14 protein-coding genes are annotated in these 16,377 nt (G+C 51.9%); 12 read left to right on the top strand and 2 right to left on the bottom strand.

Annotated elements, in window-relative coordinates; genetic code table 11:
* Nucleotides 1-11 precede the first annotated feature (11 nt).
* The 11 genes from GK091_RS19615 to GK091_RS19565 all read left to right on the top strand — a co-directional run bounded on the left by GK091_RS19615 (nt 12) and on the right by GK091_RS19565 (nt 12,080).
* Entirely contained in the window at nt 12-1,139 is a 1,128-nt protein-coding gene (locus GK091_RS19615) for an amidohydrolase family protein (RefSeq protein WP_164041581.1), read from the top strand.
* Between the two features lie 34 nt (nt 1,140-1,173).
* Complete coding sequence (locus tag GK091_RS19610) at nt 1,174-2,274, top strand: mandelate racemase/muconate lactonizing enzyme family protein (RefSeq protein WP_164041580.1); 1,101 nt, start codon at nt 1,174-1,176, stop codon at nt 2,272-2,274.
* A gap of 28 nt (nt 2,275-2,302) precedes the next feature.
* Nucleotides 2,303-2,863, top strand: a complete 561-nt coding sequence (locus GK091_RS19605) for a GNAT family N-acetyltransferase (protein ID WP_164041579.1) — start codon at nt 2,303-2,305, stop codon at nt 2,861-2,863.
* A gap of 82 nt (nt 2,864-2,945) precedes the next feature.
* Nucleotides 2,946-4,232: a serine hydrolase domain-containing protein gene (locus tag GK091_RS19600; RefSeq protein ID WP_164041578.1), complete on the top strand. Its 1,287-nt coding sequence runs from the start codon at nt 2,946-2,948 to the stop codon at nt 4,230-4,232.
* A 239-nt stretch (nt 4,233-4,471) separates the two neighbouring features.
* A complete protein-coding gene (gene rhaT, locus GK091_RS19595; RefSeq protein WP_164041577.1) occupies nt 4,472-5,506 on the top strand; it encodes an L-rhamnose/proton symporter RhaT in 1,035 nt (344 codons plus the stop codon).
* An 89-nt stretch (nt 5,507-5,595) separates the two neighbouring features.
* Nucleotides 5,596-6,336 (top strand): (Fe-S)-binding protein, encoded by a 741-nt coding sequence (locus GK091_RS19590; protein ID WP_164041576.1) that lies wholly within the window; start codon nt 5,596-5,598, stop codon nt 6,334-6,336.
* An 11-nt stretch (nt 6,337-6,347) separates the two neighbouring features.
* Nucleotides 6,348-7,736 (top strand): lactate utilization protein B, encoded by a 1,389-nt coding sequence (locus GK091_RS19585; RefSeq protein WP_164041575.1) that lies wholly within the window; start codon nt 6,348-6,350, stop codon nt 7,734-7,736.
* The gene (locus GK091_RS19580; protein WP_164041574.1) at nt 7,729-8,319 is read left to right on the top strand and encodes a LutC/YkgG family protein; all 591 of its coding nucleotides are present in this window, start codon (nt 7,729-7,731) and stop codon (nt 8,317-8,319) included. The genes GK091_RS19585 and GK091_RS19580 overlap by 8 nt, the downstream gene beginning before the upstream one ends.
* Before the next feature lie 158 nt (nt 8,320-8,477).
* Nucleotides 8,478-10,055, top strand: a complete 1,578-nt coding sequence (locus tag GK091_RS19575; protein ID WP_164041573.1) for a serine hydrolase domain-containing protein — start codon at nt 8,478-8,480, stop codon at nt 10,053-10,055.
* A gap of 161 nt (nt 10,056-10,216) precedes the next feature.
* Nucleotides 10,217-11,263 (top strand): aminopeptidase, encoded by a 1,047-nt coding sequence (locus GK091_RS19570; protein ID WP_164041572.1) that lies wholly within the window; start codon nt 10,217-10,219, stop codon nt 11,261-11,263.
* 28 nt (nt 11,264-11,291) lie between these two features.
* Nucleotides 11,292-12,080 (top strand): DUF3108 domain-containing protein, encoded by a 789-nt coding sequence (locus GK091_RS19565; RefSeq protein WP_164041571.1) that lies wholly within the window; start codon nt 11,292-11,294, stop codon nt 12,078-12,080.
* A gap of 88 nt (nt 12,081-12,168) precedes the next feature.
* Here GK091_RS19565 and GK091_RS19560 read toward each other — a convergent pair whose 3' ends face one another.
* Nucleotides 12,169-13,251 (bottom strand): GNAT family N-acetyltransferase, encoded by a 1,083-nt coding sequence (locus tag GK091_RS19560; RefSeq protein ID WP_164041570.1) that lies wholly within the window; start codon nt 13,249-13,251, stop codon nt 12,169-12,171.
* A 28-nt stretch (nt 13,252-13,279) separates the two neighbouring features.
* Nucleotides 13,280-14,689, bottom strand: coding sequence for a chromosomal replication initiator protein DnaA (gene dnaA / locus GK091_RS19555; protein ID WP_164042921.1), 1,410 nt, complete (start codon nt 14,687-14,689; stop codon nt 13,280-13,282).
* A gap of 300 nt (nt 14,690-14,989) precedes the next feature.
* Here dnaA and GK091_RS19550 point away from each other — a divergent pair, with 300 nt between their 5' ends.
* Nucleotides 14,990-16,366, top strand: coding sequence for a methylmalonyl-CoA mutase family protein (locus GK091_RS19550; protein WP_164041569.1), 1,377 nt, complete (start codon nt 14,990-14,992; stop codon nt 16,364-16,366).
* Nucleotides 16,367-16,377: the final 11 nt, after the last annotated feature.

Raw genomic sequence — 16,377 nt, 5'->3', positions numbered from 1 at the left:
ACCACCTGTCTATGAAAAATTTCCTCTACCTACCGGCCCTTCTGCTGACCGGACTCGTTGCCTGTGGTCAATCCAAACCGGCTCAGATGGCCGAACCGCTGGGCTTTGAAGAATATGATCCGGTTTCGACGCTGAAAGTGCCGGAGCACAAAATGACCCGTTCGAAATACCCGTTCATTGATGTCCATAATCACCAGTGGGACATGGACAAGGCGAACCTTCGTCCGCTGCTTACCCAGATGGACAGCCTGAATATGGGGATCATGGTTAATCTCAGTGGCCGGGGTTGGGGCAGTGTAGAGCAGGGAACGCAATTCTTCGATAAGGCCTTAGCAAACGCTAACAAGACCGACGCGAAGCGGCTGGTGCTGTTCACAAACCTGAACTTCGACGACATCGGCCGCAAAGGCTGGACCGAAGAGGCCGTTAACCTGCTGGAAGCCGACGTAAAAAAAGGCGCACACGGCTTGAAAATTTTCAAGAATCTGGGTTTGACTAACAAGGACGAATCCGGGCACCGCGTTGCCGTCGATGATCCACGCCTTGACCCGATCTGGGCTAAATGTGGTGAGCTGGGTATTCCAGTGATCATCCACACCGCCGATCCAAAACCATTTTGGGACCCAATGGACCGTTACAATGAACGCTGGCTTGAGCTTAAGCTTCACGGTGGACGAAAACGCGCGGCTAATGATCCCGTTCCCTGGGACAAACTCATCGCCGAGCAGCACAACGTGTTTCGCAAGCATCCGAAAACAACGTTCATTGCCGCGCACATGGGCTGGTTTCCCAATGACCTCACCAAGCTTGACAGTTTGATGACCGTTTTCCCGAATATGAACGTCGAAATTGGTGCCGTTATCGCGGAATTGGGCCGTCAGCCGAGAGCCAGCCGGAAATTTTTCGAGAAATACCAAGATCGGATTCTGTTCGGCAAAGACAGTTGGGTACCGTCCGAATACGCGACCTATTTCCGCGTCCTCGAAACCGATGATGAATATTTTCCGTACCACAAAAAATACCATGCTTTCTGGCGAATGTATGGCATGGGCCTTTCCGACGAGGTACTGAAAAAAGTCTATTACAAAAACGCCCTGCGCATTATTCCCGGTCTCGATAAGAGCCAGTTTCCGAAGTAACGACCGTAACAGCCAGTGCTGGTTATTACCTATTATGAAAATTACCGCCATCAAGCTGTATCGCTTCGACATTCCGCTCAAAGCGCCGATTGCTATCTCACTGGGCACCATTGAGAACGCCCGAAATATATTGGTTGAGATTCAGACCGACGAACGCATTACGGGTTGGGGCGAAGGATCGCCGTTCTGGATGATCGTTGGTGAAACACAGGCATCAGGACTGGCAGCCGCCGATGATATGGCGCGTCTCCTGATCGGTCGTGATCCGCTCGACATTGAGGGGTGTATTGGTGCCGTAACGCGTTATCTGCCCGGCCACCCAACCACGCGTTCAGCCTTCGATATGGCGCTTCATGACATTGCCGCCAAAACCGCCGGGATGCCCCTGTACCAGTTTCTGGGTGGTTCAAAACGATCACTTATCACGGACGAAACGATCTACATCAGTTCGCCCGAACGAATGGTTGACGATGCGCTACGAATCCAGGCGAAGGGTGCCGAAGCCATAAAAGTTAAGCTTGGCACTACGTTACGCGACGACATCGGACGCGTAGAAGCCATTCGGAAAGCCATTGGCGATACCATTCCGATCCGCACCGATGCCAATCAGGGATGGGATGTTGTCACGGCGTCGGGCGTTCTGCGGGCCATTGGCGACTGGAACGTACAATACTGCGAACAACCGATCAAACGTCACGATATTGCCGGACTGCGCCAGATCCGACGGAACACGACCGTACCGATCATGGCCGACGAAAGTCTGTTCGACTCGACAGACGCCATTCGGCTCGTGCGCGAAGAAGCCGTCGATTATTTCAACATCAAGCTCTCCAAAAGCGGTGGTATTTTTGACGCCCTCAAGATCAACGCCATTGCTGAAGCAGCGGGCATTCCCTGCATGATCGGCTGTATGTCGGAGTCGCGACTGGCCTTAACGGCAAACGCTCATTATGCGGCAGCCCGGCAAAACGTACGTTTCTGTGATCTGGATGGCTGTTTTGAACATGCCAGTGATCCAATCCAGGGCGGTATCACCTACAGCGGTTACCAGATCGAGCTACCCGATGCACCGGGCATTGGTGCCGAAGTCGATCCAGCATTTTTACGGCAATGCCCAGTGACTACGATAACGTAAGGCGGACGGTCGGCCTAAAATAGCTAGCATGATTATAATTACCACCGTTCAGTCGGAAGCTGATGTGCAGGGTATTTTAACGCTGCAACAGGCTAACCTCCGCAAAAATGTGCCGCTTGCTGTTCAGATCGATCAGGGATTTGTAACCGTTGAGCATGACCCGGCTGTGCTTACCCGGATGAACCAGGCCGCGCCAAGCATTATCGCCAAAGACGGCGAAACCGTTGTCGGGTATTGCCTGACCATGCTCCCCGAATTTGGGACCGATGTACCCGAACTGGTCCCACTTTTCACGCTCATAAACACACTGGACTACAACGGCAAACCGCTGAGCGACTACCCCTATTATGTGATGGGCCAGGTGTGCGTTGCCGACGGCTATCGGGGACAGCGGCTTTTCGACCGAATGTATCAGCACCACCGCGCTGTGTACAGCGATCGCTATCGGTTACTGATCACCGACATTTCGGCCAACAATGTCCGTTCGCTACGCGCCCACGCTCGTGTGGGATTTGAGCCGCTGCACGAGTTTCATGACCCGGTCATTGGCGAAACCTGGGTCGTCGTACTGTGGGACTTTCAGCAGTAAAATACGGGCAATTGCTGGTTTGTACTGGACAGACCCGTTATTCCCGGAACCGAGCATCAGCTACCCACAAATCGACGAACCAATGCGCGTATTCATACTCCTTCTTTTTGTCACCTCTTCTGTATTCGCCCAGCCCCTACCGCAAACGTTCACTTCATCAAAATCACCGTCTGATGCTGGCTTTTCGGGGGATCGACTCAACCGGCTGGACACGTGGTTACAGGGCTTAATTGACCAGAACATCGCGCCCAACGCCGTGACCTTCGTGGCGCATCGGGGTAAAATCGTGCATTACAAAGCGTTCGGCTACAGCAATCTGGAAAAGAAAACGCCCCTCAAACGCGATGACATGTACCGCATTGCCTCGCAGACGAAAGCGATCACGACCACAACGCTGATGACGCTGTTCGAGGAAGAAAAGTTTTTGCTGGACGACCCCATCTCGAAGTATATCCCGGCGTTTAAAAACCCCAAAGTACTGGTCAGGTACGACAAAAAAGATCCGGTTGGCGGGAGTTACGATACGCGTCCGGCGAAAGGCGAGATCACGATCCGGCAACTGTTAAGCCACAACGCGGGGATTCCCTACGAACATCCGCTCGACCAGCGACCCGAGTTCAGCGTGCCGTTTTTCAACTCGACGAAGGCCGATAAACTCGAAGACGTGATCAACAAACTGGCGAAACGCCCGCTCCTGCGCGATCCGGGTCAGACCGACTCAACCGGCGTTGGTTTTACCTATGGATTGAATACTGACATCATCGGGCGGCTGGTTGAAATTCTGTCCGGCAAACCCCTCGATGTAGCCATGCGCGAACGGGTGCTGGAGCCGCTCGGCATGACCGATACCTATTTCTACCTGCCTGCTAGTAAAGCCAGTCGATTGGTGGAACTGTACAGCAAAGCGAATATGGACAAACCGTTGACGCTCCATACCAACGAAGCGTACCGCAATTCAGCCACGTCGGGCGCGAAAACGTACTTTTCGGGGGGAGCCGGACTGATCAGTACGGTCGAAGATTATGCCAAACTTTGCCAGATGCTGCTGAACGGCGGCACGTTCAACAACAAGCGCATTCTGGGTCGTAAGACGATCGATATGATGGTTCGCAACCAGATCGGCACGGCTGACGTTTGGGACCGTAAAGACAAGTTCGGACTAGGTTTCGAGTTGATTACCGAAAATTCCCACTACGGCGATCAAGCGTCGCTAGGCTCGTTTACGTGGGGTGGCATGTATTGTTCGGAATTCACTATTGATCCAAAAGAAGAGCTCATTATGCTCATTTTCACAAACGTGCAGCCGTACGCGTACTACGGCGATTTTGTCAAAAAATTTAGGATTGCGGTCTATCAGGCCCTGGAGTAACGGGAAAATCAAAACACGGTAGACTATAGTTTTCAAGCAACACCCACGCGCGTACGGGGATGAGTAGGCCAACCGCTTAATTTTCTTCTCCGTGCGTCGATAAAACGCCTATTCTTTGCTACGTCCTAGGAAAGAACAGGAAAGTTCTGTCGGTATTGACGACCATCTTTACACATCGCTGTCATTTCCCCACGATTGATGGGCGAATGAGCCACCGACTGTTCCTAACCCGTTTCGCTATGAATGCCATTTTGGGAGTTTTTTATCATGCTGTCGGCGGTTTTGCTTCCGGCAGTTTTTATTTGCCTTTCCGTAACGTAAAACAGTGGTCGTGGGAGAGTGCGTGGATTGTTGGCGGAGTTGCGTCGTGGATCATCGTACCGTGGGTTATGGGAAGCCTAACCGTTCACGGACTGGTACCCAGCATTATGGCTGCCGACAGTTCTACGCTTTTCTGGACTTTTTTCTTCGGCGTTCTCTGGGGCATCGGCGGCTTAACGTTCGGACTGACCATGCGTTATCTCGGCATTTCGCTGGGCATGGCCGTAGCGCTGGGATTTTGTTCCGCCTTCGGAACGCTTGTGCCACCCATCTGGGACGGGAAGATCGATTTGTTACTTCACACCCGAACGGGTCATTTTACGCTGGGTGGAGTCGGATTATGTTTGGTAGGAATCGCCGTCTGTGGGGTTGCGGGTGTCTTGAAAGAGCGCGAGCTCAATCCGGAGCAACAGAAAGCGACCGTTGCCGAATTCGATCTAAAAAAAGGAATTATTGTTGCTACAGTGTCGGGCGTTCTGAGCGCCTGTTTCGCTTTTGCCCTAACCGCCGGACGGCCCATTGCGCAAATGGCGGTTACGAACGGGACGGACCCGCTGTGGCAAAATAACGCCATTTATCCGGTGCTGATGTTCGGCGGATTTGTGACCAATTTTATCTGGTGCATGATCCTGAATCGCCGGAATCGCTCGTTCAGTGATTACACCGATCCCCAAACGCCTTTGCTCCGTAATTACGTCTGGGCCATGCTTGCCGGTACGACCTGGTATTTTCAGTTCTTTTTCTACGGGATGGGCGATAACTACCTTCCGGACGGTATCCGGTTTGCGGGCTGGACAATGCACATGGCGTTCATTATTACCTTCAGCACGCTTTGGGGACTGGTGCTCTGGGAGTGGCGGGGGGCCAGTCGCCGGACCTACAGTGTTGTCTTTGCCGGTCTCTTTCTGATCGTGCTGTCAACCGTATTGATTGGTATAGGCACGCAGTCGTAACAGCCAGATCAGTGGGTGAGTTTATTCGGGTAGATTCGACCCTTTGTAGGTCATATTTCGTTAGTTTAGTAGGTGATTAGTTGTAAAAGATGAACGTAGGCTTATTTATTCCCTGTTACGTCGATCAATTTTATCCGAACGTTGGCATTGCCACCCTGCGATTACTGGAGTCGCTCGATGTAAAGGTCATTTTTCCGATGGAGCAGACTTGTTGTGGCCAGCCAATGGCTAACTCCGGTTTTCAGCGTCTATCGGCGGGTTGCGACAAGAATTTTATCCAGAATTTTGCCGATTGCGACGTCGTTGTTGGCCCCTCCGGCAGTTGTGTGCTGCATTTGAAAGAGCACCTTCACTCCAGCGAACAGCCCGAAGAAGCCGCCCGACTGCGGGGCAATGTGTATGAACTCTGCGAATTTCTGACCGATGTGCTGAAAGTCGACGCGTTGCCCAAAGCCCGGTTTCCGCATCGGGTCGGATTACATACCAGTTGCCACGGGCAGCGCGGGCTGGGTTTATCGTCCATGTCGGAGTTAGTCGCGCCTAAATTCTCGAAGCCCGAACACTTACTGCGGTTGGTGGACGGCCTCGACCTCGTTCCTCTGACTCACCCGGACGAATGCTGTGGGTTTGGCGGAACATTCTGTGTATTCGAAGAAGCACTATCGTCGAAGATGGGGAAAGATCGCGTCAACGATCACCTCCGGCACGGTGCCGAAGTGATTACAGGTGGCGACATGTCGTGCCTGATGCAGTTGGAAGGCGTATTGCGTCGTCAGAAAAGTTCGGTGCGCGTGATGCACATTGCGGAGATTCTGACATCAGGTAACTAAACAACAAACCGATGAATACTGCTTCACCCAAACACGCCAAAAACGCGGAGGCTTTCCTGCGTGATGAGGAAAATACCGATTGGCACAATGAAACCCTGTGGTTCGTTCGCAGTAAGCGCGACCGAGCGGCCCAATCGCTCCCGGAGTGGGAAGAGTTGCGCGAACAGGCCTCCCAGATCAAGGCGCATGCGCTCTCGAAGCTGGACGATTACCTGATTCAGCTGGAAGAGAATGCCCGTAAAAACGGCATCATTGTCCACTGGGCGGCTAATGCCGATGAGCATAATCAGATTGTGCTCGACATTATGCGCAAGCATAAGGCCACCAAAATCGTCAAGAGCAAGTCCATGCTCACCGAGGAATGTCACCTGAACCCGTTCCTGATCAAGCAGGGCATTGAGGTCATTGACACGGATCTGGGCGAGCGCATCATCCAGCTGCGGAATGAACCACCAAGCCACATCGTGATGCCCGCGATTCACCTCAAAAAGAAGCACATCGGCGATCTGTTCCATCTGCATCTGGGCACCGATGCCGGAGCGGACGACCCGCAATACCTCACCGAAGCCGCCCGGATTCACCTCCGCCAGAAATTTCTGCTGGCTGACTTAGCCATTACGGGCGTCAATTTCGCCATTGCAGAAACGGGTGGCTTTGTGGTTTGCACCAATGAAGGTAATGCGGATCTGGGCGCGCATCTGGCTAAAGTCCATATTGCCTGCATGGGCATCGAAAAAGTCATTCCAAAGGCTGAACACCTCGGTGTCTTTCTTCGGCTGCTGGCTCGTTCAGCAACGGGTCAGGCCGTGACGACTTATTCCAGCCATTTCCGAAAACCGGCACCAGGCCAGGAAATGCACCTCGTGCTGGTCGACAATGGGCGGACGCGCCAACTGGCCAGCCCCGACTTCCGGAACTCGCTGAAGTGTATTCGCTGCGGAGCGTGTATGAACACCTGTCCGGTCTATCGGCGCAGTGGTGGCCACAGCTACCACACGGCCGTTGCCGGGCCAATCGGCTCGATTCTGGCTCCGAACATCGATATGAAAGAATACGCCGATCTGCCCTTTGCCTCAACGCTCTGCGGTTCCTGCACAAATGTGTGTCCGGTGAAGATCGATATTCACCAGCAGTTGTATAAATGGCGACAGGTTTTGGGTGAAGCCGGTGTCGTTGAGCCCGCGAAGAAAGTAGGCATGAGCGGCATGGATGTGCTGTTCAGCCGTCCGTGGCTCTACCGGTTTGCGGGCCGGGCCGGACGCTGGCTCATGCAGACGTTTCCAACACTGGCCAACAAAGCCAGCCTGAATCCGTGGGCGATCCACCGCGATATGCCCAAACCACCCGAACAAAGCTTCCGGGACTGGTATGCGCAACAAAACAAGAAAACCAATGGCTGAACCAACCACCCGCGACACGATTCTAGCGGCCATCCGACAAGGCAAACCAGACTTGCTTCCCTTACCCGCAACCATTGGCTTTCCCCCCAACATTTCGGCGGAGAACCTTGTCGAGTCGTTTATGACGATGGTGAAAACCAACGGCGGACAGGCCATTCGGGTAGCGTCATTGGCAGAAGCTCGTGCATTCCTGGCCGAAGATTACGACCTTACCTTGCCTGTTCTAAGCCACGTTGAAGGGCTGGACATCAGTAATTTTACACCAGCGGAAGAGCTTCGTCTGTTAGACACGCTGCATCTGTTCGTGCTGGAAGGCAAGGTGGGCGTTGCCGAAAATGCCGCCGTCTGGGTTGACGAAGCAGCTATCGGTATTCGGGCTTTACCATTCATTACGCTCAATCTGTCGATTGTCTTGTCCGAAAAAAATCTCGTCGGCAATATGCACGAGGCTTATCGGCTTATTGACACCAGCACGGGTTTCGGAACGTTCATTGCCGGACCGTCCAAAACCGCCGATATTGAGCAGTCCTTAGTCATCGGTGCCCACGGCTCAAAGACGCTGACCGTGTTTTTGTTGCCTTGATCGGGTGAATGCCGGAGAGCGGCCATCGGACAGGGGGTGCTGTTCAATACCACTCCGCTTGCTGGTTAAAAATTCAGCATCCACTATCTTTTTCTGCTCTTGAATAGGAGAATCGGACGTGATCCGGCTTTTGGCTGCACACGTTTAGTCAAACACACATGCAGCTCAATCGCAGGCTCTTCCTGAAACAACTAGGTTTTGGTGCCGCCGGTATCGGTCTTCTGTCGTCGCTCCCCGGCGATGTATGGGCCAAAGGCACGACGAAACTTCTTCGCAGCACGCCCGAAGCACAGGGTATAGCCTCATCGAGCTTGCTGAATTTTGCCAATGCCATCGAAGCGCAGAAACTTAATGTGCATAGCCTGATGGTCTTACGCCATGGTAACATAGTTGCCGAAGGCTGGTGGGCTCCCTACGCGCCCGACCTGAAGCATACACTTTATTCCCTGAGTAAAAGCTTTACTTCTACAGCCGTTGGTATGGCGGTCGCCGAAAAACGCCTGACGGTTAACGATAAGGTCATTACGTTTTTTCCGGACGATGCGCCCGCTACCGTTAGCGACAATCTGGCGGCCATGCGCGTAAAAGACCTGCTTTCTATGGCAACCGGTCACAGCAAGGAGCCAGCGGTTCGTGGGGACAAGAACTGGGTCAAAGCGTTTCTGGCACAGCCGGTCGAGCATGAGCCCGGCACGTTCTTTCTGTACAACAGCATAGCCACCTACATGCTGTCGGCGATTGTCCAGAAGCTGACCGGCCAGACCGTTCTGGCTTATCTGAAGTCCCGCCTTTTCGATCCGCTGGCGATCGAAGGAGCCGACTGGGAAGTCGATCCGAACGGAATCAACACCGGCGGATGGGGCCTCCGTCTCAAAACCGAAGACATCGCGAAATTCGGGCAACTTTACTTGCAAAAGGGCGTCTGGAACGGGAAACGACTTATTGCCGCAGACTGGATTGAGGATGCGACCAAGTTCGAAATTCAATCCAAGGGTGGGTCGCGTCCGAAAGAAGAAAATGACTGGTTACAGGGATACGGGTATCAATTCTGGCGTTGTCGACACGACGCCTACCGGGGCGATGGTGCGTTCGGTCAGTATTGCATCGTCATGCCTAAAGACGATATGGTTGTCGCCATCACCAGCGAAACGAGCGATATGCAGGGCATTCTAGACAACGTCTGGACTCATATTCTGGGTGGTGTCAAGGGCAAGACGTTACCTTCGGATACGAAGGCGCAGGCTGAGTTAAAACAAAAACTAACGACGTTGGCACTGCCGATTCTGAACGTAAAATCAACTTCGCCCATCATCGCTCAGATCGACAATAAACCATTCAACATCGCCGAGAACTCCCTGAACGTGAAGGCCATCTCGCTGAATTTCGGGAAAGACGGCGGCATCTTCAGAATGCTGGATGATAAGGGTGATCACCAGATTAACTGCGGCATGGGTCGCTGGGTCGAGCGGGAAACCGACCTGTCTGCTCTTCCGCTCAAACTGACACCCACGTTGATTCCAGGCGAGACGAAAACCAAGATTGCGTCCAGCGGCACCTGGACCGATGACAACACATTCGTGCTGACGGTGCGCTTCATCGAAACGGCTCATTATGAAACCATAACCTGCAATTTCGACAAAGACACGGTAAAAGTTGAATTCAAAAAGAGTCTGGCGATCCTCAACGCAGCGGTGAAGGACGACCGGCCGGTTTTGCAGGGCCGTTTGCTGGCTTAATACCAGCCAGAACGCATCGTCTGATATGCGTTGTAACACATTCCACAACTCATACTAGACGATGCGGTTTAAGTTATCACATCCCGCAATACAGCTAGTTCCTGTTCCCTACTGTTCGCCGTATCTTGTATGTTTGTAATCAGATTACTGGCCGCTTCGGGATGTGGAAAAAAATTGGTGTAGGGGTGTTACTGGTTCTGGTTGTCCTGGGATTATGGCAGCGTGAACTGGTGAGTTATGGCTGGATGCAGGCTCGGGGCCAACTTCGTATCTTGTGGAATACAAAGCCAGTGGACGAAGTATTGGCCGACAAGACGTATCCGGATTCGTTAAAACAAAAGATAGCACTTATCCGCGAGATCAAGCGGTTTGCTATCGACTCGCTTGGGCTGGATAAATCGGGGAGTTATGAGTCATTTTATGACCAGCAGGGCAAACCGATTCTGTGGGTTATTACGGCGGCTGAGCCTTATCGGCTTGTTGCCCGACAATGGAATTTTCCGATACTCGGCACGTTTTCGTATAAGGGTTTTTTTGAGAAAGACCGCGCCGATTCAACGGTAGCGGAGCTGAAACGGGAAGGGCTGGACACGCGTATTGGTGAAGTGTCGGCCTGGTCAACGTTAGGTTTTTTGAATGACCCCATTCTGTCCAGTTTTCTCGACCGACCAGTCGGCAGTCTGGCAGAACTGATCATTCATGAGTTGACGCACGGAACCCTGTTCATAAAAAACAGTTTGGAATACAACGAGAATCTGGCTGACTTCGTGGGCGAATACGGTGCCCTGCGTTTTCTGGCTCAGAAATACGGAACGAGTTCACCGGTCTACCGCGACTATCTGGCGACGAAAGCGTTCTACGAACGATACGATCAGCACATTTTGCGGGGAACACGAACACTCGATAGTTTATACCGAACGTTTAAACCTAGTACGGCCGTCGTAGTCAAAGATTCGTTGAAGTGGCAAACGATCCGGCAGATCGTCGTCTCGTCCGATACGATCACCGACGAACGAAGCAAGGATAGTATACGTTTAGTAAAAAAACGTCGTCTAGACAAACTAAACCTACCCAATAATGCGTACTTTATTGGGTATCTGACGTATCGAAAACAGCAGAATCGGTTCCGGCAGGAATTTGACACTAAATTTGGCGGAGACTTTAACCGGTATCTGACTTATCTTAAACAAACCTATCCATCTTTATAAGCGATGCCCGAATTGGGCGGTTGTTCCTATGAAGAAGTATTTAATCGGCTTTGGTATTATCTCTGTTTTGGCGACTGGCTTCTCGGCCCTGAACGCATACCGACGTGTAACCAACACCAGTTTTGGACCGGGTGAACACCTCGAATACCGGGTTCACTATGGCTTCATTAACGCGGCCGAGGCTATAGTCGATGTCAGTCCCACTCTGTATAAGGTCAATGAGCGGCCCTGCTACCGCGTCAATGTCGATGGTCGTACCGTTGGTGCATTTGACCTCGTGACGCGCATCCGGGATACCTGGCGGTCGTACATTGACACATCTGCCATTCTGCCGCAGAAATTCTATTCGAATCTTCAGGAGAATGACTACCGAAAGGAGGAAAACATCACCTTCAATCACGAAGCCAATACGGTAAAGGCAGAAGAACGCACGGAACGGGATATTTTCAAGGTTCCCGACAATGTTCACGATTTTATCAGTGGCTATTATTTCCTGCGTACGATCGATTTCAACAAGCTCAGCAGTGGGCAGGTCATCGAAGTACCCGCCTTCTATGATGATACGGTCTACAACATGAAGGTTCGGTATCGAGGAAAAGACGTTGTCAAAACGAAGCAGGGAAAAGTCAATGTCCTGCGCCTGAATCCCGTCTTACCACAAAACAAACTGTTCAAAGACGAAGAATCGATCCGCATCTTCGTGTCCGACGACGCGAACAAAGTACCTGTCAAAGTGGAGGTCGATTTGTGGGTAGGCTCAATGGTTATGGACTTAAAACGCAATGGCGGCTTGAAGCAGCCCCTGAAGTATTTTTAGTAACTCGTGGCTAAACTGTTCTGAACTGCGTACGCCGTATCTTAGAGATACGGCGTACGCAGTTCAGAACAGTTTAGCCACCCTATTTTTAGGTATTACCTTTATCCGACTTCGTTAGTAGCAGCCGCCTTATACGCAGAAACGCCCGTTCTAAAACCGTGAACCGGTTCCATCGGACAGCCTGAAATACCTCGTCGGTTGCACCAAAGCTCCGATAGAAATTGGCGATAGATGGCTTCTGCGGACTTTCAAAATCGAACATAACATTTTGTCCTGCATACGCCCGGATAACCTGATCGATCAGGAGCGTCCGGGCATTTTTTTGTCGACCTGTTTTCGAAGCCGCATTGAACAGGTAGATAATCCGGTTACCCTCCCGCACAAAAAGCGCCCCAGCTTCAATCGTTCCCTCATAAACAGCATACCGTATCAGGCTAAGACTGCGGTGGTTCATCGCATCATTCAGCTTTCTGAACAGATCATACGCCCAGTCGGCAACGCCACCATGGATCGTATCCGCATGGTTTTCACGAAATAAGGTCAACAGTGGTTCGATATTGGTCGACTCAATGAGGGTCCAGTTGGCGGCTTTCGCCCGGCGTAGGTTCAGCTTCCGATCGCGGGAATAGCTGGCGTATACCTGCTCATAACCAGGCGACAGATCGAGTATGTAATTTATACGTACCTGCACCTCACTATCAGCTAGCTCAACAGCGTTATCGTGATGCGGGAGGAATCCCGCGATTTGTAGCCAGCCAGCGCGGGATTCCTCCCGAGTTACCACTTCACTATTAAGTAATTCAGCCATAGTTAGCACCGATCCGTAGCGAAATCGTTGCTGAATAGCCGTCAGAAAAGGCATTGGATCAAGGACTCGATCTGAACCGAAAACCGCAAGGAACTGACAGAAAAAAGGTTGATGAACGACCCATCGAGAGATTCCAACCACGCGCTTCCGGCGAAGCGGCACGGGCATGACGGCTTGGTACCCGCCCCGTTCATCGTGGAGCACCAAACCCATCCATTGCCAGTCTGGGGCTGGTAGTACCGCGTCCAGATACCACGAATAACCGTACATGACTCGATGGGGTGAGGTCGCTACGCAGGCGTCCCAGACAACCGTATCGAGCTGTTGGCGAGCCAAAAACACGGGTAGCGGGGATTGGCTCATGGCCGGATTTGTTAGTCTGGTACTCGGCCTACTTGAAGAGGGCTTTAAGCTTCTCCATCGATGCACGCGACTCGGGATTTTTGGTCACCAGATCGCTGATCGTCTGGATGGCATGAATGACCGTGCTGTGGTCGCGACCACCGAAATGATACCCGATCGATTTGAGCGACAGATCCGTTTTTTCTTTAGCCAGATACATAGCCACCTGGCGGGGATGAACCAGTTCCCGCTTACGGCTTTTGGCTTTCAGATCGGCAATGGTCACGTTGAAGAAGTCGGCGACGGTTTCCTGTACCGAGTCGATAGTCACTTCCCGCTCGGAGTCTACGACAATATTCCGAAGGGTGTGTTTCGCCAGTTCAAGATCGATTTCGCGCCGATTCAGCGACGCTTGCGCCATCAGGGAAACAATGACACCCTCTAACTCGCGGACGTTCGTATTGATACTGTGAGCCAGATATTCAATGACGTTGTTCTCAATGTAGATACCTTCGGCCTGAAGTTTCTTCTGGATAATGGCAATACGCGTTTCCAGATCCGGCGTTTGTAAATCGGCGGAAAGGCCCCACTTAAAACGGGATAACAAGCGATCTTCCAATCCATCCAGCGCCCGCGGAGCCCGGTCAGAAGTCATAATGATCTGCTTTCCCGACTGATGAAGGTGGTTGAAAATATGGAAGAAAATTTCCTGCGTTTTCTCTTTTTTCTGTAAAAACTGCACATCATCGATAACCAGCACGTCTACCTGCATGTAGAAACTGGTAAAGTCACGGATACCATCCGACCGAATCGCGTTCAGGAACTGATTCGTGAATTTCTCCGACGTTACGTACAGCACAAACTTGTTGTGGTTATTATTCTTGATGTAGTTACCGATTGCCTGTACCAGATGCGTTTTGCCCAGCCCTACCCCACCGTGGATCATAAGCGGGTTGAACGAGGTAATGCCCGGACGCTCGGCTACGGCATAACCAGCCTGCCGCGCCAGCCGGTTGCAGTCGCCTTCAACGTAATTATCGAACGTATAGGTTGGATTCAGGTAGGAGTCAAGCGTTAGCGAATCAAGGTCTTTGAGCACGAATGGGCTCTTCAGAATATCGGGATTGACGTTGTCGGGCTTTGCCGACTGGGGGGTCTTGGTTGTTGGGACATTGACCGTTAAAGGTCTGTTCTGCTCGTTTCCTTTATCAACAATGATCGAGTATTCGAGCTGACCGTCGCGGCCAATAGCCGTGTCAAGGGCCTTGCGCAGCGCATGCACGAAGTTCTCTTCGAGCCACTCGTAAAAAAATTCACTTGGAACCTGAATGGTCAGCACATTCCCGTTAAGCCGTAGTGGAACGATCGGCTCAAACCACGTATTGAAGCTTTGTTCAGGCACAATTCCCCGAATAACGCTCAGACAGCGATTCCATACCGTCATTACTTCACGCTGCATGGCTGGCTGGGTAGTTACATTCACGGGAGTACATTATTGTTACGTTGGTATCGCAAAAAAGGGAGACAAATGTAGGGAATTATCTAACCGAACGTACCCTGCCCGTTGGCGTTTTTTTCGGTACGTACTACTGCGCGCTCGTTCATTTAGCTAAAATTAACCGTTTCAAACGGAAGGTCAAGGACTTACACCAATCCCTTCGAATAATCCAGCCGAGTTCTTATCAAAGGGAACATAAAAGCCTTTTTGTCCTCAACTGGAGAAAGTGCTACATTTACTTACCTATCTCATACGTAGCCAATGGAGCCGATTTTTTCTGACCTATTTCCAACCGTCGACAAGGCTGCCTGGCTGACGCAGGTTCAAAAAGAGCTAAACAATGCCCGGACGGGCGACGTGCCCTACGAACGCTTACGCTGGCATGTAAACGACGGCTTTACGATTGAGCCCTACTACACCCATGACGACTTGAACGAGCTTCCCCTCGAAACGATTCAACACGCACAAAAGCCGTTTCCGGGGTGGCTTACGGCTCCGGCCTATGTGGTTACGAACGAAAAACAGGGAAATACCGTACTCCGAAACCACCTTGCTAACGGAGCCGACGCGCTTGTCATTGCCCTGTCTGACCCGTCGAATTTGGCACACCTGCTGAATGGTATCAAACTGAGCGACACACCCGTCTTTTTTCGGACCGACAACTCTACTCAACTCGTTGCGACGCTGAACACCATCGCTCCCTATCGGTTGCGGGGTGGCTTACTGGTTGATCCGGCGGCTCATTGGATACAATCAAACCAACAATTAACTACTGGTTATCAATCCGTTGTCGATTTAACAAAGGCAACATCAGATTCGCCCCAGTTCCGTACCGTTTGCGCCACAAGCCATCCGTTCCACAACGCAGGTGCCACTGCAACGCAGGAACTGGCTTTTCTGTTCGCGTCGCTGGCCGATCAGTACGATTACCTAACCGATGCAGGCTTATCGATTGACCAGATCGTCACCAAAACCATCTTGTCGGTGTCCGTTGGCATCAGCTATTTTATCGAGATTGCCAAACTGCGGGCGTTGCGGGTGTTAATGAACCGATTCAACAGCTGTTACTCGTCAGCCATCGACACGGTTCCGCTCATTCACGGCCAGACCTCAACCTTCTACGACGCGACGGCTACGCCCTACACAAACCTGCTTCGGGGAACAACGGAGGCCATGTCAGCCGTTATCGGTGGCTGCGATGTGCTGACTGTTCGTCCATTCGATGCCGTATTGACGCGATCAAGCGCATCCGAAGCTAGCGCATTCTCAGACCGGATTGCCCGAAACGTTTCGACATTGTTGAAAGAAGAGAGTTATCTGAATAAGGTCGCTGATCCGTCGGCAGGTTCGTACTACATTGAGTATGTAACGCACCAGCTGATCGAAGCGGCCTGGACCCTGTTTCTGGACATAGAAAAGCGGGGCGGGTTCGCAAAAGCGTTTACGGATGGGTTCATTCCGGCGCAAATCGAACAGGCGTATCACGACAAGGTTGCTGCGGTGCGAAACGGAAACGTGATTGTAGGTGTGACGAAATTCCGATTTGATGAACCAACAAATCAACTCAATACCGACGCCGAAGGCCAATCCACAACCAGCTTATTACCCGACCGCCGGTTGGCCGCCGAATTTGAGTAAATTAACGCTCA

The organism is Spirosoma agri (assembly GCF_010747415.1).
In the GTDB taxonomy this organism is placed as follows: domain Bacteria; phylum Bacteroidota; class Bacteroidia; order Cytophagales; family Spirosomataceae; genus Spirosoma; species Spirosoma agri.
This window is presented reverse-complemented; position numbering and strand designations above follow the sequence as displayed.